Here is a 21,355-nt window from a genome sequence, read left to right on the forward strand (position 1 = left end):
AAGACCATCCGCCCGGGCCCCGCGTAGTTTCGGGGCGTGGGAGAGAAGCAGCTGGTCACAGAGCCAGAGATACGAGAGACAGCAGTGCCCGACGGGCGGCCGCGGGCCGCCGTCATCCGCGACGCGCTCGGGGTCGGGGTGGCCGTCGGGCTGTCCGGGTTCGCCTTCGGGGTGACCGCCGCCGGGGCCGGCATCAGCACGCTCCAGGCCTGCGTGCTGAGCCTGCTCGTCTTCACCGGCGCCTCGCAGTTCGCCCTGGTGGGAGCACTCGCGGCGGGCGGGAATCCGTTCACCGCCGCCGCCGGGGCCTTCTTCCTCGGCACCCGCAACGCCTTCTACGGGCTGCGCCTGTCGCAGCTGCTCGCGCTGCCCCGCGCCGTACGGCCCTTCGCCGCGCACTGGGTGATCGACGAGACCACCGCCGTGGCGCTGGCCCAGCCCGACCGGAGGACGGCCCGGCTCGGCTTCACCGCCACCGGGCTCAGCCTCTACGCGCTGTGGAACCTGACCACCCTGCTCGGCGCGCTCGGCGCCGAGGCCGTCGGGGACACCGAGGCGTGGGGGCTGGACGCCGCCGGGCCCGCCGTGTTCCTGGCCCTGCTCGCGCCGATGCTGAAGACCGGCACCGAGCGGGCCGTGGCCGCCCTCGCGCTCGTCCTCGGGCTCGGATTCCTGCCCGTGCTGCCCGCCGGGGTGCCCGTGCTGATCGCCGCCCTGGCCGCCCCCGTCGTGCTGTGGACGAAGGGACGCCGTCCGTGAACGTCTGGATCGCCATCGGACTGACCGTCGTCGGCTGCTACGCCGTCAAGCTCGCCGGGCTGCTCGTCCCCGCCGGGGCCCTGGAGCGGCCGCTGGTACGCCGGCTGGCCGCCCTGCTGCCGGTCGCGCTGCTCGCCGCGCTCACCGCCCAGCAGACCTTCAGCACCGGCTCCGCCCTCGTCGTCGACGCCCGCGCCGCCGGGCTCGCCGCCGCCGGGCTGGCGCTGCTGCTGCGGGCCCCGTTCCTCGTCGTGGTCGCGGCCGCCGTCGTCGTCACCGCGGGGGTACGGGCGCTGGGCGGCTGATCCCGGCCGGCAGGCGCCCGTACGCCCGCAGGGTCAGCAGGGCGTCCAGCGTCGCGATCGGCCGCCGCTCCAGCGAGCTCCCCGGAGCCCAGGCCTCGCGGCGGACCGGCCAGCCGCCGTCCCCCTGCTGCGCGGCGGCCAGGTGATCCAGTGAGCGGCGCACCTCGTCGTCCGTGAACCAGCCGCGGGCCAGCGATTCGGGCCGCCGCGCGAAGTCGTGCGGGAAGAGGAGCTCGCCCGGTGCGTAGCCCGGGGCGGGCGGGTACTCCCCGCGGCGCCCCGGATCGAGCACCGCGAGCTTCTGCGCGCGCACCAGGCGGCCCAGCCGGTCCGCGGCCGCCGCCGCGCGCGCCCGGTCCGGGACGCCGTCGAGGAAGGCCACCGCGCTCTGGACCTCGTACGGATGCGAGTGGCGCAGGCTCTCGACCCGGTCCCAGCAGAAGTCGGTGGCCCGGAAGAGCCAGGCGTGCCAGACCCGGTTGCGGTGCAGCAGGCCGACGACCGGGCCGGTGGTCAGCAGCTCGCCGGGCGGGACGTCGTACATCGGGTGGTACGGGGCCGCCGGGTAGGCCCGCGGGGCCGTGGAGACCACCGGAAGCGCGCCGTCCGCGGTGGAGACCGAGGTCAGGTGGCGGCAGAGCCGCTCGATGCGCTGCCCCGCGCAGCGGCCCAGGCTGTCCAGCACGCGCAGCGCGTGCGCGGTGTGCAGGGGCTGGCTGAGCGGACCGCGCAGATCCGGATCGAGGGCGTGGCCGTAGCCGCCGTCGCCGTTGAGGTACGAACCGAGGGCGGTGTCCACCGGGTCGGCGTCCCCGCCGAGGAAGTGGAACGCGAACTGCCGCTGCTCCAGCACGCGGGCCGTGAGCCAGATGAACTGCTCCGCGCGGGCCAGCGGGGTCTGCGGGGGCTGCGGGGCGTGCGGGGTCTGCGACGTCTGCGAGGAAGCTTCGTCTCCGGGCATGCGTGCAACCTAGGACGCGGCGGTGCGGCCAGGAGGGGCGAACGCGGCCGGTGCACTCTCCCGGGGCGGGATACTGGGGGCATGCGGTTGACGATTTTCTGGGAGCGGATGGCCGAGCACTTCGGCGCCGGCTACGCCGACTCCTTCGCGCGGGACCACGTCATGACGGAGCTGGGCGGGCGAACCGTCCACCAAGCGCTGGACGCGGGCTGGGAGGCCAAGGACGTGTGGCGCGCGGTGTGTTCGGCGATGGACGTGCCGGCCTCGCTGCGCTGATGCCGCCGGGCACCGCTTCGTGGTTCGGGCGGCCGGTGGGACAGACTTGGCGGCGTGGCAGCCAGTGATGAGACGACGACCGACGACCAGACCGCCGACGTCCGGGGCGAGCGGCCGGGCAGCATGCCGGCGGCTCCCGGTCCGGCCTCCGGCCCGGCCTCCGATCGAGGGGCCGAAGGCCCCGGCGGCCCGCACCGCCCGGTAGCCCCCGGCGGCCCCGTCCCGCAGGCCGGCTCCGGCGGCGCAGGGAGCCCTCCGGCCGGTGCGGCCCCCGCGGCCCCCGGCGGGGCGGAGGCGCGGATGCCGCGCTGGCTGCCGCGCGCCGTGATCCTCGTACTGGCGCTCGTCGCCTGCTTCCAGCTCGGCAGTTGGGCCTTCCACCAGCTCATCGGGCTGCTCGTCAACATCCTGATCGCGTTCTTCCTCGCGCTCGCGATCGAACCGGCGGTGTCCGGGATGGCGGCCCGCGGGGTGCGCCGCGGGCTCGCCACCTTCGTGGTGTTCCTCGCGGTGCTCGTCGTGACCGCGGGCTTCCTCGCGCTGCTCGGCTCGCTGCTCGCCGGGCAGATCGTCGCCATGGTCGAGGGCTTCCCGGGCTATCTCGACTCGGTGATCAAAGCGATCAACTCCACCTTCCACACCGAACTGTCCCGGCTGGAGATCCAGCAGAGCGTGCTGCGCTCCGACTGGCTGCGCAAGTACGTGCAGAACAGCGCGTCCGGTGTGCTCGACGTCTCCGCCACGGTGCTCGGCGGACTCTTCAAGCTGCTGACGATCGGGCTGTTCTCCTTCTACTTCGCCGCCGACGGACCGCGGCTGCGGCGCGCGCTGTGCTCCGTACTGCCGCCCGCGAAGCAGGCCGAGGTGCTGCGCGCCTGGGAGATCGCCGTCGCCAAGACGGGCGGCTACCTCTACTCGCGCGGGCTGATGGCGCTGATCTCCGGTCTCGCCACCTACATCCTGCTGGCGGTCCTCGGCGTGCCGTACGCGCCCGCCCTCGCGATGTGGGTGGGCCTGGTCTCGCAGTTCATCCCCACCATCGGCACCTACCTCGCGGGTGCGCTGCCGGTTCTGATCGCCTTCACCGTCGACCCCTGGTACGCGCTGTACGTCCTCGGTTTCGTCGTGGTCTACCAGCAGTTCGAGAACTACGTCCTGCAGCCCAAGCTGACCTCGAAGACCGTGGACATCCATCCGGCGGTCGCTTTCGGATCGGTCATCGCGGGCACCGCCCTGCTCGGCGCGGTCGGGGCGCTCATCGCGATCCCGGCCGTCGCCACGCTGCAGGCCTTCCTCGGCGCGTACGTGAAGCGCTACGCGCTGACGGAGGAGGCGGATTCCTCTACGGCGCGTCCCCGGCGCCGCCGAGTGCGCTTGCCACGGCTTCGGTGACGGTCGCCTCGGCGGCGGCCTTGGTCACTCCGAGGCCGCTCAGCGGGCCCTCGCCGTTCTCCAGCTCCAGGAGCGCGAGCAGGACGTGCTCGGTGCCGACGTAGTCGTGCCCCAGGCGCAGGGCCTCGCGGAAGGTGAGCTCCAGGGCCTTCTTCGCGGACGCGTCGAAGGGGATGAGGTCGGGGACCTCCGCATGGGGCGGGGGCAGCAGGGCGGCCACGGCGGCGCGTACGTCGTCCGCCGTGACCCCCTGGGCGCCCAGGGCGAGTCCCGCGAAGCTCTCGGGCTCGGCCAGCAGGCCCAGGACCAGGTGGTCCGTGCGGATCTCGGTGCCGCCGGCGGCGCGGGCCTCGTTCTGTGCGGTCACGACGACGTTGCGGGCGCGGGGGGTGAACCGGCCGAAGCCCGCGTTCGGGTCGAGCGCGGCGGCACCCTCCTTGTCCGCCTTGGGGACGAAGCGCTTCTGGGCCGCCTGGCGGGTGACGCCCATGCTGCGGCCGATGTCGGTCCAGGAAGCGCCGGAGCGGCGGGCCTGGTCGACGAAGTGGCCGATGAGGTGGTCCGCGACGTCCCCGAGGGCCTCGGCGGCCACGACGGCGCCGCTGAGCTGCTCCAGGGGGTCGGTGTGAACCTTGTTGATGGCCTCGATCAGGTCGTCGAGGCGTACGGGATTGGTCATGCGAACGGGTTCCACGGATGGGTTCGTCATGAGTGCAACCGTAGGTTGACAGTCAGGAGGGCGTCAACCTTAGGTTGTCACTTCGTGGGAAGGGGCTGATGTGATCGCGATCCGTCACGAAAGCATCACGAGGCGTACGGGATCGGGCGGCCCCTGGCAGCATCGGTCGGACCGACTCGGGGGGTTCCATGCCGTTACGTGCGCGCGTCCTCGCGCCGGCCGCCGTCGTCGTTGCCGCCGCAGCCGTTGCCGTGCTGCTCGCGGGCTGTTCCCAGACGCCGGCCGAGGAGCTGGAGGACTGGTATTCCTCGGGGGGCGAGTCCCGGATCAAGCAGCTCAACGAGAGCGTGGGCCGGGTCGACGAGGTGAGCATGCGCACGCTCGACGTCCAGGGGCCCGCCTGTCAGGACCTGCTGAAAGAGGTCACCGCGGCCGAGAGGCTCGGCCCGATCCCGCGCGAAGCCGCCCAGGGCTACGGGAAGGAGTCCCTGGACGGATTCAGGCGCGGCACGGAGGAGTGCGTCGCCGGTGCCGCGAAGGGGGACGAGCTCCAGTCTCGGCAGGCTGGTGAGCGCCGTGTCGATGATCAGGGCCGGCCTGTCGCAGAAGTGAGCGGCCCGTCCAGGGCGCGCCGCTCGCGCCGTCGGTGAACGACCGCCGACGGGCCACAGCCAAGCCTTAGGTAAACGCTGTTGAACGATCTCCACTTGTGACGCATCGACAGGGGCCGTGTCGGTGGGCGGGGTTAAGGTCCCTCTCAAGGCGCGCGCATCAAGAACCTCAAGGAGGAGATCCGGCATGAGCAGGACCGGCGGCAGCACGCACGAGGGATTCACGGCCGAGGAGCGGGCCGCGATGAAGGACCACGCCCAGGAGCTGAAGACGGCCGCGCGCCGCAGCTCGCGCGCGGACAAGGCGGCGGAGGCGGAGCGGGAGGTCCTCGCGAAGATCGCCGAGATGCAGGACTCGGACCGGATCATGGCCGAGCGCGTGCACGCCGTCATCACGGCCGCCGCCCCGGTCCTCGCGCCGAAGCTCTGGTACGGGATGCCCTCCTACGCCCTGGACGGCAAGGTCGTCTGTTTCTTCCAGAGCGCGGAGAAGTTCAAGGCGCGCTACGCGACCCTCGGCTTCAGCGACCTGGCCAAGCTGGACGAGGGCGCGATGTGGGCGGCCGGCTTCGCCCTGACCGAGGTGACGGCCGAGGTGGAGGAGCGGATCGCCGCGCTCGTGAAGCAGGCCGTGAGCTGACGCCCTCGCCCCGACGGATCCCGGGCCCGCGAAGCCCCCGCCCGGTCACCGGGCGGGGGCTTCGGCCTACCTGGTCACGGCGGGCTCGAAGGGTGCGAGGCCAAGGAGTCCGCTACTGACGGCGCCGGGGCGGCCGCGGGCCCGGCAACGGGCGGGGTGGGCGTGGCGCGCTTGACAGGGAAATCGAACATCTATTCTGATGAGTTATCCACAGCCGAACCGGTCGTGGAGGCGCATTGTCAGTGGCAGGCATTAGCGTCAATGGCGTGAAGCGATCGACTCAAGCAAACCGGGTGGAACCCATGGCAGGCACCGACCGCGAGAAGGCTCTCGACGCCGCTCTCGCACAGATTGAACGGCAATTCGGCAAGGGTGCGGTCATGCGCCTCGGCGACAAGCCGAACGACCCCATCGAGGTCATCCCCACCGGGTCGACCGCGCTGGACATCGCGCTCGGCGTCGGCGGGCTGCCCCGCGGCCGCGTGATCGAGGTGTACGGGCCGGAGTCCTCCGGTAAGACGACCCTGACCCTGCACGCCGTGGCCAACGCGCAGAAGGCCGGCGGCACCGTCGCCTTCGTGGATGCCGAGCACGCGCTCGACCCCGAGTACGCGAAGGCGCTCGGCGTGGACACCGACAACCTCATCCTGTCGCAGCCGGACACCGGCGAGCAGGCGCTGGAGATCGTGGACATGCTCGTCCGCTCCGGTGCCCTCGACCTGATCGTCATCGACTCCGTGGCGGCCCTCGTGCCGCGCGCGGAGATCGAGGGTGAGATGGGCGACTCGCACGTGGGTCTCCAGGCCCGTCTGATGAGCCAGGCGCTCCGGAAGATCACCGGTGCGCTCAACCAGTCCAAGACCACCGCGATCTTCATCAACCAGCTCCGCGAGAAGATCGGTGTGATGTTCGGCTCGCCGGAGACCACCACCGGTGGCCGCGCGCTGAAGTTCTACGCCTCCGTACGCCTCGACATCCGCCGTATCGAGACCCTGAAGGACGGCACGGACGCGGTCGGTAACCGCACCCGCGTCAAGGTGGTCAAGAACAAGGTCGCGCCCCCGTTCAAGCAGGCCGAGTTCGACATCCTCTACGGCCAGGGCATCAGCCGCGAGGGTGGACTGATCGACATGGGCGTGGAGCACGGCTTCGTGCGCAAGGCCGGTGCCTGGTACACGTACGAGGGCGACCAGCTCGGCCAGGGCAAGGAGAACGCCCGTAACTTCCTGAAGGACAACCCGGATCTCGCCAACGAGATCGAGCGGAAGATCAAGGAGAAGCTGGGCGTGGGTGTCCGCAAGGACGCCGCCGCCGATGGCGCCGCCGCTGCGCCCGCCGAGGCCACGGCCGTGCCCGCGCCCGCGTCGAAGGCCAAGACGACGGCCAAGGCCGCCGTGGCCAAGAGCTGACCCGTGCAGGAGCAGGAAGGGGGCGGCAGGAGCAGGCGCGGTCGTGAGGACCGCCAGGAACTGCCGCCCCAGAGCCCCGAGGAGCAGGCGCGGGCGATCTGCCTGCGCCTGCTCACGGGGAGCCCGCGCACCCGGCGCCAGCTCGCGGACGCCCTGCACAAGCGGGGCATCCCCGAGGAGGTGTCGCAGCAGGTCCTCTCCCGGTACGAGGAGGTGGGCCTGATCGACGACGCCGCCTTCGCCGGAGCCTGGGTCGAGTCCCGGCACCGCGGCCGGGGCCTGGCCCGCCGGGCGCTCGCCCAGGAGCTCCGGACCAAGGGGGTGCACGCGACCCTCGTGGAGGAGGCCCTGGAGCTGCTCGACTCCGAGCAGGAGGAACAGGCCGCCCGGGAGCTCGTGGAGCGCAAGCTCCGCGCCACCCGGGGCCTGGAGCGCGACAAGCGGATCCGGCGCCTCGCCGGGATGCTCGCGCGCAAGGGATACCCGGAGGGCATGGCCCTGCGGGTGGTCCGCCGTGCGCTGGAGGCGGAGGGCGAGGACGCCGACGAGCTCGGGTACCCGGGGGAGTGAGCCGCCGGGCCCGGGGTGGGGGTAGCCCCCGGGTGCGGATGTCGGGGTACGCCAGTGCCAGGAGGTTTGCCCGCCAGCAGAGTTGACGGAATGATGCTGCGCTACGCCCTTCAGGCCCGCCGGGACCGCACAGCCGGTTTCCTCGGTGCCATCGGTCGCACTGCTGTGCGCGGCCGCCCGCGTCACCGCCTGCGGAACCCTCCTGGAAACGGGACTCCGCAGAAAGATCGGCACCGAGCGCTACGCATCCGCGCCCGTCCTCTTCTCCGCCGACCAGAACGTCCACGAGACCACGGTCAAGAGGAAGGGCGAGGGGGAGAAGGCCAAGACCAAGACCAAGACCAAGAGCGAGCACAAGGCCAAGCCCGTCGCCGAGCGGGCCCGGCTCCCGGCAGCCACCGTGGACGCGGTCCGTGCCGTGCCCGGCGTCGAGCGGGCCGTGCCCGAGCTCCGTTCCAGACCGTCCCGCTGGTCAAGGCCTCCGGCGAGCCCAAGCCCTCGTACGGACACGCCTGGGCCTCCGCTGCGCTGACCCCCTTCACGATCACCGAGGGCCGTGCGCCCCGGGGCGGCGGCGAGATCGTCCTCGACCGGGCGCCGGCCGCCCGCGCGGGGCTGAAGCCCGGCTCCGAGCTCACCGTCCATTCCACCGGCGAGCCCAGGACGTACCAGGTCAGCGGGATCGCGACCACGCCCCGCGGCGACCTCGCCCGGCAGAGCACGCTGTTCTTCAGCGACGACGAGGCCCGGCGCCTCGCAGCCCGCGACGGGCAGGTCAGCGCCATCGGGGTGCTGCCCGCACCGGGTGTCGACGCCGGTGAGCTCGCCGACCGGGTCGCGCAGGCGCTGAAGGGCACCACGGCGCAGGTCAGTACGGGGGACGAGCGCGGGCCGGTGGAGTTCCTCGACGCCGCCGGCGCCCGGATCAAGCTGGTCTCCATGGGCGGCGCGATTGGGCGGCACCTCGCTCCTGGTCGCGACCCTCGTGGTGGTCGGCACCTTCGCGCTCTCCGTCCAGCAGCGCCACCGCGAACTCGCCCTGCTGCGGCGCCGGCGGTGCGGCCGGTCGCGTACGCGGTGGTGCTGGGGGTGGGCGGATTGTTGGCCCTCGCGGCGACTTCCCTCCCGGGGAGGGTGGCCCCGGTAGAGGTGGCCACGGCCAAGGCCTGGCCCTGGCCCTGGTCCGGACCCGTGCGGCGCCGTTGCGGGGGCTCCGCCCCCGAGCCCCCGCGCCTCAAGCGCCGGCGGGGCTGAAAGATCGCCTCAAGCGCCGGCGGGGCTGAATGATCGCTTCAGACGCCGGCGGGGCTGTCGGTGACCGGGAGGCCGGCTGATTTCCAGGCCTGGAAGCCGCCGGTCAGGTCGGTCGCGCGGTGGAGGCCCAGGGCGTGGAGGGAGGCCGCGGCGAGGCTGGAGGCGTAGCCCTCGTTGCAGATCACCACCACTTGGAGGTCGTGGCTCGTGGCCTCGGGGGCGCGGTGGCTGCCGCGGGGGTCCAGGCGCCATTCCAGTTCGTTGCGCTCGACCACCAGCGCCCCCGGGATCAGGCCGTCGCGCTCGCGCAGGGCCTGATAGCGGATGTCCACCAGCAGGGCGCCGGCGCGGGAGGCGGCGTGCGCCTCCTCCGGGCCGACGCGGGTGTAGCCAGCGCGGACCTGCTCCAGCAGCTCGTCGATGTCGGCCGGGGCGCTCACTGCCAGTCCGCCGGACGCTCGACGTGCTCGAGGTGGAGCACCGGGCCGCTGCGGCTGTAGCGGCGGATCAGCGGGAGCGGCGGGTGGTACGCGTGCACCGAGACCGCGTGCTCGGTCGGGGACTCGTTGAGGACCTCGTGCACGTGGTGGCGCCCGAAGGCCCGTCCGGTGCCCGTGTCCAGCCTGCGGCTGCGGTCGACGTCGGGGGCCAGCTCCAGCGACCGCCAGCCCTCGGAGGGCAGCCGTACGGTCAGCGAGTGTTCGGTGAGCCGGCCGCGCGCGGTGGCGAACGCGCCCCGCGATTCGGCGTGGTCGTGCCAGCCGGTGCCGGTGCCCGGCGGCCAGCCGATCAGCCAGGCCTCGCTGCCGCCCGGCCCGTCCAGCCGGATCCAGGTGCGGCCCTCGGGATCGAGCGGCAGCGAAGCCACGACGGCGGGATCGGCGGCCGTGCGGAGGGCGAAGTCGAGGAGTTCGGCGGCCGTGGGGCCCCCGGCCGTCACGGGCTCAGGGGCGTACGGGCGTGCGGTGGACGCGGGTGCAGACATGAAGGGGGACCGTTCCTGGGTTCGCGGAGGTGCGCGCAGGCCGGTGGACGGCACGGGGCGCGCGGAGGGAAGGGCGAATCAGCAGGAAGGGCGACACACGCAGCCCGCGTAGCGGAGCAGGTCCATATGGACCCTCCGCCACAGGCGTACGTCGTTGCCGGTCATTCGGCGAGTGAACCACGAGTCCGGGAGGACGGTCAATCGATCACCACGGTCGGTGTCGTCGAGGGCGCGGTTCGCCGGGGCGTGGGCGCGCCCGCCCGGACCGTGTCCGCCGCCTCGTACAGTTCCGCGGGGCGGACGCCCGCGAAGGTCGCCGCCAGATGCCCGTCCGGCCGTACGAGCAGCACGGTGTGGGCCGGCGCCCCCGGGTAGGAGTCCGCGACCAGCAGGTCGGTGCGGACCGGGAGGGCGCTGACCGCCGCGGCGAGGCGGGGCATCAGTCCGGCGCCGAGCCAGTGGCGCCGGTCCCAGACCCCGGTGCCCGGGGCGACCAGGACCACCAGCAGCCGGCCCTGCCCCAGCAGGTCCCGCAGCGGCACGGTCGACCCGTCGGGTGCGGTCACGGGCACGTTCGCCACCGGACCGCCCGGTTCGGTGGCCGTCGGGACCTCGCGTACGGCGACCGGCGGGGCGTACGTCGGCTCCGCGCCCAGCGGCCCGCGCCCCAGGTGGCCGTCGGTGAGGAGGGATTCGGCGGAGCGCGAGGCTCCGGGCAGGTAGGTGCGCAGGCCGCCGCCGGCCCGCAGCGTCGGAATCGCCTGGTCGGCCGCGCGCAGCCGGGAGGCGACCGCGGTGCGCCGCTCGCCCTCGTAGCTGTCGAGCAGGGCCTCGGACGCTCCCTGGTGCCAGGCCAGGGACAGCTTCCACGCGAGGCTCTCGGCGTCCCGGAGCCCCTCCTCGACCTCTTGGGTGCCGAGTGCGCCCAGCAGGTGCGCGGCGTCGCCGGCGAGGAAGGCGCGGCCGTCGCGCCAGCGCCGGGCGAGGCGGTGGTGCAGGGTGTGGACCCCGGTGTCGATGAGGTCGTACGGGGGCGTCTTGCCCCCGCACCACACCGCGAGGGTGTCCCGGATCAGGGTCACCAGCAGGTCGGGGGTCACCAGCTCCCCGCGGGCGGGAAGCAGCCAGTCCAGCCGCCACACCCCGTCGGGCAGCGGCCGGGAGGTGACCTCCTGCGGCGGACTGCGGTGCAGCAGGGCCTCGCCCGGCCAGGGAAGTTCGGTGCGCAGTGCGGCCACGGCGTGCCGTTCGACGGCGGTGCGGCCCGGGAAGCGGATGCCGAGCAGTTTGCGCACGGTGGAGCGGGCGCCGTCGCAGCCGACCAGGTAACTCCCGCGCCACCACGTGGTCTCGGCGCCCCGGGTGTGGGCGGTGACCCCGTGGTCGTCCTGTTCCACGGAGTCCACACGGCTCTCGGTGACCAACTGGACCAGCGGGTGGGCAGAGGCGGCGTCGCGCAGCCCGCGCGTCAGCGCGTGCTGCGGCACGTGCAGGGGGGCCGGGTGGTCCTCGAAGGTGATCCGCTGGGCGTCACGGCCGCGCCGCATGGTGCGCCAGGCGGCGAAGTACGCCCCCTCGTCGCGCAGCGTCGTACAGCCCAGCCGGTGGGCCATGGCCGCGGTGTCGGCGTGCAGGACGACGGTACGGGCCGGGCGCGGTTCCTCCTTGCCGGGCCCTTCGTCGAGCACGACGGAGGGCACGCCCGCGCCCGCCAGGGCGAGGGACAGGGACAGGCCGACGGGCCCCGCGCCGACGACGATCACCGGGTCCATGATGTGGCTCCCGGTGTCCGGTATGTGATCACAGAACGTATGCAACCCACTGGAGGTGTCTGCGTCAAGTGACACAAGAGGGCGCAACGCAGTGTGGTGCGGCGGATGAGTTCCGCCGCACCACACTGGATACGCACTATGACTGCAGTCCGGTCAGCCCCGAAGGGGCGGCGAACGGGAGGTGCCGTCAGGCTCCGGCGGCCGTGTTCGCCCCGGGGACCGCGTCGTCGATCTCTTCCGCGCCGAGCACCGCGCCGGTGCTCTTCTTCGACTTCCTCAGCCGGCCCTCGAGCTGGGAGGCGAAGGTGGTGAGGCCGAAGTTCACCACAATGTAGATCAGGGCGATCACGACGAGCGTGGCGATGGTGTTGCTGTAGTTGGCCGAGATCTGCCGGTTCATGGAGAGCAGTTCCTGGAAGCCGAGCAGGGCGCCACCGAGCGCGGTGTCCTTGAGGATCACCACGAGCTGGCTGACCAGGGCCGGCAGCATCGCCGTGACGGCCTGCGGGATCAGGACGTAGAACATCGTCTGACCCTTGCGCATGCCGATCGCCTTGGCCGCGTCGGTCTGGCCGCGGGGCAGGGAGAGCACACCGGCCCGGACGATCTCGGCGATGACGGCCGAGTTGTAGAGGACCAGGCCCGTGACGACGGCCCAGAACGGCCGGGTGTCGGACGGGACGTCCATGAACTGCGGTGCGTACAGCGCGCTGCTGAACAGCATGAGCATCAGTACCGGGATGGCACGGAAGAACTCCACCCACGTACCGACCGGCCCCCGCACCCAGGCGTGGTCGGACAGCCGGCCGATGCCCAGCACCGCTCCCAGCGGGAGGGCGATCAGCATGGCGAGCGCCCCGGCCTTGAGGGTCTCCATCAGGCCGGGAATCAGGTACGTGGTCCACACCCGGCTGTCGGTGACGAACGGGGTCCACTTGTCGGCTTCGAGCTGGCCGTTCTCCGCCATGAGGGACAGAGCCCACCACATGAAGAGCCCGAACAGGACGATGAAGATCCCGCTGTAGATCCAGTTGCGCGCCTTGGCCTTGGGGCCGGGGACGTCGTACAGCACGGAGGTCATCGCTTCACCGCCACTCGCTTGGCCACCCAGCCCAGGAGCAGGCCGGTGGGCAGGGTCAGCAGGACGAAGCCGAGGGCGAAGATCGCGAAGACGGCGAAGAGGGCCTGCGCCTCGTTCTCCATCATTTCCTTCATCAGCAGAGCCGCCTCGGCCACGCCGATGGTCGCCGCCACCGTGGTGTTCTTGGTGAGCGCGATCAGTACGTTGGCGAGCGGTGCCACGACCGCCCGGAAGGCCTGGGGGAGCACGATCAGGGTGAGCACCTGGAAGAAGCTCAGCCCCAGTGCCCGGGCCGCCTCGGCCTGGCCGACGGGCACGGTGTTGATGCCGGAGCGCAGGGCCTCGCAGACGAAGGTGCCGGTGTAGGCGATCAGTCCGAGGACCGCGAGCCGGAAGCCGATCTCCTTGAAGGTGTCGCCGCCCAGGTTGATTTTGAGGGTCTGGCTGAGACCCAGTGAGCAGCCGATGACCAGCAAGGTCAGCGGGGTGTTGCGCACCAGGTTGACGTACGCGGTACCGAAGCCCCGCAGCAGCGGGACCGGGCTGACCCGCATCCCCGCCAGGACGGTGCCCCAGATCAGGGACCCGACCGCCGAGTAGAGGGTGAGCTGAACCGTCACCCAGAAGGCTCCGAGCACGTCGTACTGCCCGGAATCAAGAAAATCGAACACGATGCCCTGCGCTCTCCCCAGGATGGCCGGTGAGGTGCGGCGCCGCCCGCGGCAGGCGGGCGGCGACGCACCTCACCGATGAATCAGCTGCCTTCGGTGATCTGCGGGGCAGGCTCGTTCTTGTAGTTGGCCGGGCCGAGGTTCTTGTCCACGGCCTTCTGCCAGCTGCCGTCCTCGACCATCTTCTTGAGCGCGGCGTTGATCTTGGTCTGGAGCTCCTTGTCGCCCTTCTTCAGACCGATGCCGTAGTTCTCGTTGCTCATGCTCAGGCCGACGAGCTTGAACTTGCCCTTGTTCTTCTCCTGCGCGGCGTAGCCGGCCAGGATGGAGTTGTCCGTGGTCAGGGCGTCAACGGCCTTGTTCTCCAGGCCGGTGAGGCACTCGGAGTAGCCACCCTGCTCCAGCAGGTCGGCCTCGGGGGCCAGGGTCTTCTTGACGTTCTGCGCCGACGTCGAGCCGGTGACCGAGCAGAGCTTCTTCTTGTTCAGGTCCTCGACCTTGGTGATGCTCGTGTCGTCGGCACGGACCAGCAGGTCTTGGTGCGCGAGGAAGTACGGGCCGGCGAAGTCGACCTGCTCCTTGCGCTTGTCGTTGATCGAGTACGTCGCGACGACGAACTTCACGTCGCCGTTCTTGATCAGGTTCTCGCGCTCGGCGCTGACGGCCTGCTTGAACTCGATCTGGTTCGGCTCGTAGCCGAGCTCCTTGGCCACGTACGTGGCGACGTCGACGTCGAAGCCGGTGTACTTGCCGTCGGGGGTCTTCAGACCGAGACCGGGCTGGTCGTACTTGATGCCGACGACGATCTTGTCCTTGGCGGCGCCGGACGCACCGCCGTCACTGGCGGCGTCCTGCTTGCTGCCGCCACAGGCGGTCGCGGTCAGGGAAAGGGCGACGGCGACGGCCGCGGCCGCAGCGGCCTTGGAGATCTTCATGGTGAACTTCCCTCGGATGAGACGTTGTTGAACGACGAGCGACGCTTACGGCGTACGCACGGCCGACAGGAACCGTTCCGGCAGTGATCCGCATACGGATGACTACCAGACGAGACCCTCAGTGGTGCAGGATCTTCGACAGGAAGTCCTTGGCACGGTCACTGCGCGGGTTGCTGAAGAACTGCTCGGGGGTGGCCTCTTCGACGATCTTTCCGTCGGCCATGAAGACGACCCGGTTGGCCGCCGAGCGGGCGAAGCCCATCTCGTGCGTGACGACCACCATGGTCATCCCCTCGCGGGCGAGCTGCTGCATGACCTCCAGCACCTCGTTGATCATCTCCGGGTCGAGAGCCGAGGTCGGCTCGTCGAACAGCATGACCTTCGGCTCCATGGCCAGCGCCCGGGCGATCGCCACGCGCTGCTGCTGGCCGCCGGAGAGCTGCGCCGGGTACTTGTCGGCCTGCGAGCCGACGCCCACCCGGTCCAGCAGGGCCACCGCCTTCTCGCGCGCTGCGGTCCCGTCGGTCTTGCGGACCTTGACCTGGCCCAGCATGACGTTCTCCAGCACCGTCTTGTGCGCGAAGAGATTGAACGACTGGAAGACCATGCCGACGTCGGCGCGCAGCCGGGCCAGTTCCCTGCCCTCCGAGGGCAGCTCCTTGCCGTCGAGCGTGATGGTGCCCGAGTCGATGGTCTCCAGACGGTTGATCGTCCGGCACAGCGTGGACTTGCCCGATCCCGAGGGACCGATCACGACGACTACCTCACCGCGGGCAATGCTCAGATCGATGTCCTGAAGCACGTGCAGCGCGCCGAAGTGCTTGTTGACGTTGCTCAGTACGACCAGGTCGTCCGCGGCACCGGCCGCGTCCTGCACGTCCTTGGTCACTGATACTCCGCTCATCGGCTTCTTGCTCCGTCCTCCTCGGTTGGGAGGACAGTAGTGACGTCACGCCCACAACGTCATCACATCTGAGGGAGAATTGAGGATAACGATCCGGCTTCCTCGGATACGCTCCGTGCGCGGCACCGGCACGGCCGGGCGCGGCACGTACCGGGTGCATAACGGAAGGCGCGCCGCAGCGGAACCCCCTTGACGTGGGACGCCGCATCGGCGTGTATGCATGATGGCCACCCTTTGGCCATCCGTGTGACCATGCCCGGCGAAGCCCGGGAGCGAGAAGAGGAGAGGGGGACGACATGAGACTGCTGCTCGTCGAGGACGACGATCACGTCGCCGCCGCCCTGTCCGCGATCCTCGCCCGGCACGGCTTCCAGGTCACCCACGCCCGCAGCGGCGAGGAAGCCCTGCAGGCGCTGCTGCCCGCCGGGGCCCTGCCCGGCGCGTCTCCCTACGGGGTGATCCTGCTCGACCTCGGCCTGCCCGACCAGGACGGCTACGAGGTGTGCGGCAAGATCCGCAAGCGCACCGCCACCCCCGTCATCATGGTGACCGCGCGGGCCGACGTACGCTCCCGCATCCACGGGCTGAACATGGGCGCCGACGACTACGTCACCAAGCCCTACGACACCGGCGAGCTCCTCGCCCGCATCCACGCCGTCGCCCGGCGCACGGGTGCCTCCGAGGAGGCCGCGGCCACCGGGACCGGTACGCCCGCGACGGTCCGGCTCGGCCCCGTCAGCATCGAGCTGCCCAACCGCCGGGTCAGCGTGGACGGCGCCGACGTGCCGCTCACCCGCAAGGAGTTCGACCTGCTGGCCCTGCTCGCGCAGCGGCCCGGCGTCGTCTTCCGCCGCGAGCAGATCATCAGCGAGGTGTGGCGCACCAGCTGGGAGGGGACCGGGCGCACCCTGGAGGTCCACGTCGCCTCGCTGCGCTCCAAGCTGCGCATGCCCGCCCTGATCGAAACCGTCCGCGGGGTGGGCTACCGGCTCGTCACTCCGACCGCCCCGACCGCCCCCTAGGGGTCCTCTGCCGTGCGCGCCCGATTGCTCCCGCTGCTCGTCATCCTGATGGCGGGCACGCTGCTCGCGCTGGGCTTCCCGCTCGCGGTGAGCCTGGCCGCCGGACAGCAGCAGCGGGTGGTGGTCGACCGCATCGACGACAGCGCCCGGTTCGCCGCCCTCGCCCAGCTCGTCATCGACGCCCAGGGCTCCGGATCCACCGGCGCCGACGCCCGCCGCGAGACCCTCCAGCTCGAACTCGGCCGCTACCAGGAGCTGTACGGCATCCGCGTCGGCATCTTCTACCGCGACGACAACGACATGGCCCGCTCGCCCAGCTGGTGGCAGCTCCCGGAGTCGGGCGAGGGCCGCCGGGCCTTCGAGGAGGCCCTCGCAGGCCGGCGCAGCCACGATCCGCCGCAGGTGTGGCCCTGGCAGACCCACGGCCGACTGCTCGTCGTCTCCCCGGTCGTCCTCGACGGCGACGTGGTCGCGGTCGTCGCCACCGACTCGCCGACCGACCTGATGCGCGGCCGGATCCTGCAGGGCTGGCTGCTCATCGCGGGCGGCCTCGCCGCCGCCATGCTGGTCGCCTTCGGCGCCGCCCTGAGGCTCACCAGCTGGGTGCTCAAGCCCGTGCAGACCCTGGACGCGGCCGCCCACGGCATCGCCACCGGACGGATGAACTCGCGCGTCGCGGCCGCCGGCGGACCTCCGGAACTCCAACGCCTGGCCCGTTCGTTCAACGAGATGGCCGACAACGTCGAAGAGGTACTGGAGCAGCAGCGGGCGTTCGTCGCCGACGCCTCCCACCAGCTGCGCAACCCGCTCGCGGCGCTGCTCCTGCGGATCGAGCTGCTCGCCCTCGAACTGCCCGAGGGGAACGAGGAGATCGCCTCCGTACGCACCGAGGGCAAACGCCTGACCCAGGTGCTGGACGACCTCCTGGACCTGGCGCTGGCCGAGCACGCCTCCGCCGAGATCAGCCTCACCGACATCGGGGCGCTGACCGCCGAGCGGGTCGCCGCGTGGCGCCCGTACGCGGAGGAGAAGGGCGTACGGCTCACCGAGACGGGCCGCACCGCCGTCACCGGCTGGGCCGACCCCATCGCCCTGTCCAGCGCGCTCGACGCCGTCATCGACAACGCCCTCAAGTTCACCCCTGAAGGTGAGGAGGTCGAGGTGTCGGTCGCCGCCGAGGGGCGCGTCGCCCGCGTGGTCGTCGCCGACCGCGGACCCGGCCTCACCGAGGAGGAGCTGCTCCGCGTCGGCGACCGCTTCTGGCGCAGTGGCCGCCACCAGAACATCAAGGGCTCCGGGCTCGGCCTGTCGATCTCCCGCGCGCTGCTCGCCGCGGGCGGCGGATCCCTCTCGTACGAGACGAACCCGCCGCACGGGCTGCGGGTGACCGTGTCCGTGCCGCGCACCGGCCCCCACGGCGCCTGAGCCGCTGCCAGACGAGGGTGGCGCGGGCCGGGGCCGAGGCCGCGTACAGCTCGTCCACGGCCCGCACCTCGAAGGCGGCCGCCCGCTCCCGCCCGGCCCGCGGGACGGCCGGGAGGTAGAAGGCGGTACCGCACGTGCCACCGAGGAAACGGCGGGTGCCGTCGGGCAGGACGCGCGACACCTCGTAGTGGCGCGGCTGCCGGTGCGGGCCGGCCGCGCCGCGCCAGGACAGGCGCAGCCAGGCCCTTCCGTCCCGCCGGGCCGAGGCGGCGACGGCCGGCGCGGTGGGCGGGGCCGGGCGCCCGGGGCGAGGGGTGTCGTGTACCGACAGGGCGCCGAGCCGCCACACCGCCGGCTCCTTCCCCCGTGCGGTGATCCGTACGGCCAGGGCGTACGCGGTCCTCCCCGCCAGCGCCCCGAGCCCGGCCCGCGCCGTGCGCCAGCCCTGCCCGCGGTCCGTGCTTCCGGCGGGCAGCCACGTGTACGGGACCGGCTCGCCGGGGGCGGCGGGCTCGCGGACGGCCACGCCGACCTCCACCGAGACGGGCCCCGACCCGCTGGCGTGCACCAGCTCCAGGACGCTCCCGCGGGTCAGCGGCAGCCGCGTGGAGTGCAGCCCGATGACCGCCGGGGCGCTCAGGGCGCCCGCGACCAGCAGGCTGGAGCCGCCGCGCCAGGCGTCCGCGAAGTCCAGGGTGACGGAGGGGCGTTCGCCGGCCGTGTCCACCACCCAGCGGCGGCCCGGGAGCCGGTCCTGGAGCCCGAGGTGGTTCCAGGGCGTGTCGGAGACGGCCTTGCCGTTCTCGTACCAGCGCAGCCCGTGCCCGGTGTTGAAGCAACAGGCGAAGGGGAGCCCGGTGACCGTGGACCGGTCGGCGACGGCCGTGGCCGGGGCCCGCCAGCCGGACGCGGCCCCGGACCCGGAGGCGGATTCGGGGGCGGGTCTCGCGGGGTCCAGGGACTCGCCCGTCCAGAACCGGTCGTCGGCGCGGTGGAACGCGCCGGGCGAGCGGTCGGTGAGGTGGTTGCGGGTCCACTCGGGCCGGTAGAAGCCGTAGCTGACGACGTGCTCGCGGTCGCGCGGGATGATCGCGTCCCAGGGGACGGCGGAGTCCCAGCCGCGGGATTCCGTGTCCACGGCCGCCCACAGCTCGTGGCGGGAACGCCCCAGCCGGTCGGCGAGCGCTCCCGACGAGGCCAGGGTCTGCGCGGTCCGGCGGAAGTCCACGAACATCGTGTCCGCGACCTTCCCGCCCCGGTCCTCGAAGAACTCCTGGTTGAGCTGGTTGAGGGCGCCCTGCCAGCCCACCCGGCCCGTGGTGTTCATGGCGTCGTACCAGGTGATGCGCAACCCGTGCGGCGCGCCCGCGGCCCGCAGGGCGCGCAGGAACTCCCGCATCCGGGCGGCCAGCTCGCTGTCGCCGCCGTCCGTCTCGGCGTTCACGAACCAGCCGTCGAAGCCGTACGTCCGCGCCACCTGGACGAGCTTGTCCGCGAGCGGGAACCGGCCGAGGGCGTCCCGCTGCACCAGGTCGCGGGTCCACCGGAGGTCGCCGCCGTAGGCGACGGGCGGCAGGAACACGTTGCCCAGCACCCGGACCCCGTTGCGGTGGGCGGCGTCGACCACGGGCGCGTTCGGGGCGAGCACGATGCCCTCGCCGGCGGAGCCGCCCCAGAAGACCAGCTCGTCGATGTACGCCCAGTGCGTGAGCGCGTAGTAGTCGGCGGTCGGGGAGCCCTGGGAGGGGTTCCCGGCGGTGGGCCCGAAGGACACGAGGGAGGCGATCCGGGCCTGGCCGGCCCGGGCGCCCCGGTGCGCCGGGACCGGGGTGAACCGCTGCGCCAGGGGCACGGTCGCGGTGTTGTGGGCCAGGTCGGGGTCCCCCTCCGGGCTCCACTGGAGGAGCGAGCGCCACACGATCCCCGGGCCGGGGCTCCCCGCCGGGAGGGAGTCCGGGAACCAGTACGAGGCGTACGGGGCCAGGTCGGCCGGGGCCGGCGGGGCGGGCGGGGCGGGCGTGATCGGGGCGTCGGGGGCGGCGGGCGCCGGCGCGGCGTAGGCGTACGGGGCCTGGCCCGCCGCGCCCAGCAGTGCGGCGGCCCCGGCTCCGGCGGCCAGCACCGCGCGCCGGGACGGTCGTACGGGCGCGGCGGGCGGCGTATGAGGGTAGACGCCGTTGCGCGTCCCGCTGATCTTGCCGGTCTCGCTGGTCTCGTCGGTCTCGCTGGTCTCGGCCATGCGGGGCTCCTCGCGAGGGGATCGGTCAGGTCACGTCGTGCACGCGCAGCACCTCGGTGATGCCGCGCGCCGACAGGTGGGCCGGGTCCTCGGCCTGCTCCGCCAGGACCACCGAGGGGCGCACCCCCTGGGCCGTCAGCGCGGCCCACGCTTCGAAGAACGTGCCGCCCGGGGCGCACACCGACCGGCCCGGCGCCTCCTGCGCCCCGCCGACGTCCACGGCGAGCGCGGTGGAGCGCACGGCCGGGCGGTGCGCACGGCCCCGCCACTCCTCGGCGATCCGGGCCACGACGGCGCCGGCCGGTTTGGTCCGGCGGTCGTTGGTGAGCAGGCCGAGGCCGTACTCCAGCTCCGGGAAGTCCGCGAGCTCCCGGGACACGTCGTGCGAGCACCACCAGGTCACGCCCCACAGGTCCGGGCAGTCCAGCGCGTTCGTGACGGTGGCCTCGGTGAACCGCGCCGCGTGCTCCGGCCGGATCAGCGGCGCCGGGGTGCCGACCTCCTGGAGCCACACGGGACGGTGCGGGTCGAGGGCCCAGGCCTTGGAGAGCTCGATGAGGTACGCGGCATGGTGCTCGGTCGCGGTCCCGCGCCCGCCGTGGCGCTGCGCGGTGCCGTTGAAGACCCAGGAGTGCACGGCGGTGGCCGCGCCCAGCCGGGCCGCCTGGGCCGGCGTGAAGGGGTGCCCGTCCTGGTACCAGGCGGCGTCGTACTCGGCGTGCAGGTGCAGCCGCCCCGGTGCGCCCTGCTCGCAGGCGGCGAGCATCCGCTCCAGCCAGCGGCAGGCCTGGTCCCGGGTGATCCGGTCGGGGTCGGGGTGCGGGGCGTCGGAGAACTGGTTGATCTCGTTGCCCACGGTCATGCCCAGGAAGTTCGGCCGGTCGGCGAGCGCGGCGGCCAGCGTGCGCAGGTACTCCTGCTGCCCGTTGACCGCATCCGGGTCGGTGAAGAGGTTGCGCCGGTGCCAGGTCCGGGTCCAGGCCGGCAGGAAGTCGAAGCTCGACAAGTGGCCCTGCAGCCCGTCCACGTTGACGTCGAGCCCGCGTTCGGCGGCCGCGTCCGCGAGCGCGACGAGCTGTTCCACAGCGCGCGGGCGGATCAGCGTCCGGTTCGGCTGGAAGACCGGCCACAGCGGGAACACGCGGACGTGGTCCAGCCCGAGCGCGGCGATCGAGTCGAGGTCGGCCCTGACCTCGTCGAGGTCGAAGTCCAGCCAGTGGTGGAACCATCCGCGGGCCGGCGTGTAGTTGGCGCCGAAGCGGAGCGCGTCATCGTGCACAGGGCGTCCTGGAGTTCTGGGGGAATTCACCGGATGGGCCACAACCTGCCGGTGTGGATGAGGAAAGTCAACAGGGCCTCAGGCTTGGCTACTTATGCGCTTCAGTCCAGTTGACACAAGGGTTCTGTTGGCTGGAACCTGAGGGAACTAATGCGGTTTAGTTCTGGCTGGCCACAGGGAAGCATG

21 protein-coding genes and 2 pseudogenes are annotated in these 21,355 nt (G+C 72.3%); 11 read left to right on the top strand and 12 right to left on the bottom strand.

Annotation, left to right across the window (positions count from 1 at the left end):
• Positions 1–51: 51 nt before the first annotated feature.
• The gene (locus OG332_RS32385) at positions 52–759 is read left to right on the top strand and encodes an AzlC family ABC transporter permease (protein ID WP_327419448.1); all 708 of its coding nucleotides are present in this window, start codon (positions 52–54) and stop codon (positions 757–759) included.
• Positions 756–1,064, top strand: coding sequence for an AzlD domain-containing protein (locus tag OG332_RS32390; RefSeq protein WP_030010743.1), 309 nt, complete (start codon positions 756–758; stop codon positions 1,062–1,064). The genes OG332_RS32385 and OG332_RS32390 overlap by 4 nt, the downstream gene beginning before the upstream one ends.
• On the opposite strand, the gene OG332_RS32395 is transcribed toward OG332_RS32390, so the two are convergent.
• Positions 1,033–2,025 carry a hypothetical protein gene (locus tag OG332_RS32395; RefSeq protein WP_327416765.1) on the bottom strand — a complete coding sequence of 331 codons (993 nt, stop codon included), beginning with the start codon at positions 2,023–2,025 and terminating at the stop codon, positions 1,033–1,035. The two genes, OG332_RS32390 and OG332_RS32395, sit on opposite strands and share 32 nt — an antisense overlap.
• 81 nt (positions 2,026–2,106) lie before the next feature.
• Here OG332_RS32395 and OG332_RS32400 point away from each other — a divergent pair, with 81 nt between their 5' ends.
• Positions 2,107–2,301, top strand: a complete 195-nt coding sequence (locus OG332_RS32400) for a DUF3046 domain-containing protein (RefSeq protein WP_030154244.1) — start codon at positions 2,107–2,109, stop codon at positions 2,299–2,301.
• Between the two features lie 54 nt (positions 2,302–2,355).
• Positions 2,356–3,693: an AI-2E family transporter gene (locus OG332_RS32405; RefSeq protein ID WP_327416766.1), complete on the top strand. Its 1,338-nt coding sequence runs from the start codon at positions 2,356–2,358 to the stop codon at positions 3,691–3,693.
• Here the strand turns inward: OG332_RS32405 and OG332_RS32410 are convergent.
• Positions 3,644–4,402 (bottom strand): Clp protease N-terminal domain-containing protein, encoded by a 759-nt coding sequence (locus tag OG332_RS32410; RefSeq protein WP_327416767.1) that lies wholly within the window; start codon positions 4,400–4,402, stop codon positions 3,644–3,646. The genes OG332_RS32405 and OG332_RS32410 overlap by 50 nt on opposite strands.
• 158 nt (positions 4,403–4,560) lie before the next feature.
• Here OG332_RS32410 and OG332_RS32415 point away from each other — a divergent pair, with 158 nt between their 5' ends.
• The 5 genes and pseudogenes from OG332_RS32415 to OG332_RS32435 form a co-directional block, all read left to right on the top strand.
• Positions 4,561–5,022: a hypothetical protein gene (locus tag OG332_RS32415; protein ID WP_327416768.1), complete on the top strand. Its 462-nt coding sequence runs from the start codon at positions 4,561–4,563 to the stop codon at positions 5,020–5,022.
• Positions 5,023–5,170: 148 nt separating this feature from the next.
• The gene (locus tag OG332_RS32420; RefSeq protein ID WP_327416769.1) at positions 5,171–5,623 is read left to right on the top strand and encodes an iron chaperone; all 453 of its coding nucleotides are present in this window, start codon (positions 5,171–5,173) and stop codon (positions 5,621–5,623) included.
• Positions 5,624–5,925: 302 nt separating this feature from the next.
• Positions 5,926–7,032 carry a recombinase RecA gene (recA, locus tag OG332_RS32425; RefSeq protein ID WP_327416770.1) on the top strand — a complete coding sequence of 369 codons (1,107 nt, stop codon included), beginning with the start codon at positions 5,926–5,928 and terminating at the stop codon, positions 7,030–7,032.
• A 3-nt stretch (positions 7,033–7,035) separates the two neighbouring features.
• The gene (gene recX / locus OG332_RS32430; RefSeq protein ID WP_327416771.1) at positions 7,036–7,602 is read left to right on the top strand and encodes a recombination regulator RecX; all 567 of its coding nucleotides are present in this window, start codon (positions 7,036–7,038) and stop codon (positions 7,600–7,602) included.
• A 90-nt stretch (positions 7,603–7,692) separates the two neighbouring features.
• Positions 7,693–8,650, top strand: a pseudogene (locus OG332_RS32435) (ABC transporter permease); the annotation flags it as partial.
• Positions 8,651–8,894: 244 nt separating this feature from the next.
• Here OG332_RS32435 and OG332_RS32440 read toward each other — a convergent pair.
• The 8 genes from OG332_RS32440 to OG332_RS32470 form a co-directional block, all read right to left on the bottom strand.
• On the bottom strand, positions 8,895–9,302 hold the full coding sequence (locus OG332_RS32440) for a rhodanese-like domain-containing protein (protein ID WP_442816386.1): 408 nt from the start codon (positions 9,300–9,302) through the stop codon (positions 8,895–8,897).
• Positions 9,293–9,841 carry a cysteine dioxygenase gene (locus OG332_RS32445; protein ID WP_327416773.1) on the bottom strand — a complete coding sequence of 183 codons (549 nt, stop codon included), beginning with the start codon at positions 9,839–9,841 and terminating at the stop codon, positions 9,293–9,295. Before OG332_RS32445 ends, OG332_RS32440 begins: the two co-directional genes overlap by 10 nt.
• Before the next feature lie 78 nt (positions 9,842–9,919).
• The gene (locus tag OG332_RS47915; protein WP_311318651.1) at positions 9,920–10,006 is read right to left on the bottom strand and encodes a putative leader peptide; all 87 of its coding nucleotides are present in this window, start codon (positions 10,004–10,006) and stop codon (positions 9,920–9,922) included.
• Positions 10,007–10,038: 32 nt separating this feature from the next.
• A complete protein-coding gene (locus OG332_RS32450) occupies positions 10,039–11,613 on the bottom strand; it encodes an FAD-dependent monooxygenase (protein WP_327416774.1) in 1,575 nt (524 codons plus the stop codon).
• A gap of 187 nt (positions 11,614–11,800) precedes the next feature.
• Positions 11,801–12,694, bottom strand: a complete 894-nt coding sequence (locus tag OG332_RS32455; protein WP_327416775.1) for an amino acid ABC transporter permease — start codon at positions 12,692–12,694, stop codon at positions 11,801–11,803.
• Positions 12,691–13,365, bottom strand: a complete 675-nt coding sequence (locus OG332_RS32460) for an amino acid ABC transporter permease (protein ID WP_327416776.1) — start codon at positions 13,363–13,365, stop codon at positions 12,691–12,693. Before OG332_RS32460 ends, OG332_RS32455 begins: the two co-directional genes overlap by 4 nt.
• An 83-nt stretch (positions 13,366–13,448) precedes the next feature.
• Positions 13,449–14,300, bottom strand: a complete 852-nt coding sequence (locus tag OG332_RS32465; RefSeq protein ID WP_327416777.1) for a glutamate ABC transporter substrate-binding protein — start codon at positions 14,298–14,300, stop codon at positions 13,449–13,451.
• A 118-nt stretch (positions 14,301–14,418) separates the two neighbouring features.
• On the bottom strand, positions 14,419–15,204 hold the full coding sequence (locus OG332_RS32470) for an amino acid ABC transporter ATP-binding protein (RefSeq protein WP_327416778.1): 786 nt from the start codon (positions 15,202–15,204) through the stop codon (positions 14,419–14,421).
• 296 nt (positions 15,205–15,500) lie between these two features.
• On the opposite strand from OG332_RS32470, the gene OG332_RS32475 reads away from it, so the two are divergent.
• On the top strand, positions 15,501–16,226 hold the full coding sequence (locus OG332_RS32475; protein ID WP_327416779.1) for a response regulator transcription factor: 726 nt from the start codon (positions 15,501–15,503) through the stop codon (positions 16,224–16,226).
• Positions 16,227–16,238: 12 nt separating this feature from the next.
• Positions 16,239–17,651 (top strand): sensor histidine kinase, encoded by a 1,413-nt coding sequence (locus tag OG332_RS32480; protein WP_327416780.1) that lies wholly within the window; start codon positions 16,239–16,241, stop codon positions 17,649–17,651.
• 7 nt (positions 17,652–17,658) lie between these two features.
• Here the strand turns inward: OG332_RS32480 and OG332_RS32485 are convergent.
• A pseudogene (locus OG332_RS32485) lies at positions 17,659–19,890 on the bottom strand (endo-beta-N-acetylglucosaminidase); the annotation flags it as partial.
• Positions 19,891–19,915: 25 nt separating this feature from the next.
• A complete protein-coding gene (locus tag OG332_RS32490; RefSeq protein ID WP_327416781.1) occupies positions 19,916–21,169 on the bottom strand; it encodes a glycoside hydrolase 5 family protein in 1,254 nt (417 codons plus the stop codon).
• Positions 21,170–21,355: the final 186 nt, after the last annotated feature.

The organism is Streptomyces sp. NBC_01233 (assembly GCF_035989305.1).
Classification (GTDB): domain Bacteria; phylum Actinomycetota; class Actinomycetes; order Streptomycetales; family Streptomycetaceae; genus Streptomyces.

Coding starts and splice junctions, on each gene's coding strand:
- OG332_RS32395 (WP_327416765.1), bottom strand. CDS start 2,025: ATGCCCGGAGACGAAGCTTCCTCGCAGACGTCGCAGACCCCGCACGCC.
- OG332_RS32400 (WP_030154244.1), top strand. CDS start 2,107: ATGCGGTTGACGATTTTCTGGGAGCGGATGGCCGAGCACTTCGGCGCC.
- OG332_RS32410 (WP_327416767.1), bottom strand. CDS start 4,402: ATGACGAACCCATCCGTGGAACCCGTTCGCATGACCAATCCCGTACGC.
- OG332_RS32415 (WP_327416768.1), top strand. CDS start 4,561: ATGCCGTTACGTGCGCGCGTCCTCGCGCCGGCCGCCGTCGTCGTTGCC.
- OG332_RS32420 (WP_327416769.1), top strand. CDS start 5,171: ATGAGCAGGACCGGCGGCAGCACGCACGAGGGATTCACGGCCGAGGAG.
- recA (WP_327416770.1), top strand. CDS start 5,926: ATGGCAGGCACCGACCGCGAGAAGGCTCTCGACGCCGCTCTCGCACAG.
- OG332_RS32445 (WP_327416773.1), bottom strand. CDS start 9,841: ATGTCTGCACCCGCGTCCACCGCACGCCCGTACGCCCCTGAGCCCGTG.
- OG332_RS47915 (WP_311318651.1), bottom strand. CDS start 10,006: ATGACCGGCAACGACGTACGCCTGTGGCGGAGGGTCCATATGGACCTG.
- OG332_RS32450 (WP_327416774.1), bottom strand. CDS start 11,613: ATGGACCCGGTGATCGTCGTCGGCGCGGGGCCCGTCGGCCTGTCCCTG.
- OG332_RS32455 (WP_327416775.1), bottom strand. CDS start 12,694: ATGACCTCCGTGCTGTACGACGTCCCCGGCCCCAAGGCCAAGGCGCGC.
- OG332_RS32465 (WP_327416777.1), bottom strand. CDS start 14,300: ATGAAGATCTCCAAGGCCGCTGCGGCCGCGGCCGTCGCCGTCGCCCTT.
- OG332_RS32470 (WP_327416778.1), bottom strand. CDS start 15,204: ATGAGCGGAGTATCAGTGACCAAGGACGTGCAGGACGCGGCCGGTGCC.
- OG332_RS32475 (WP_327416779.1), top strand. CDS start 15,501: ATGAGACTGCTGCTCGTCGAGGACGACGATCACGTCGCCGCCGCCCTG.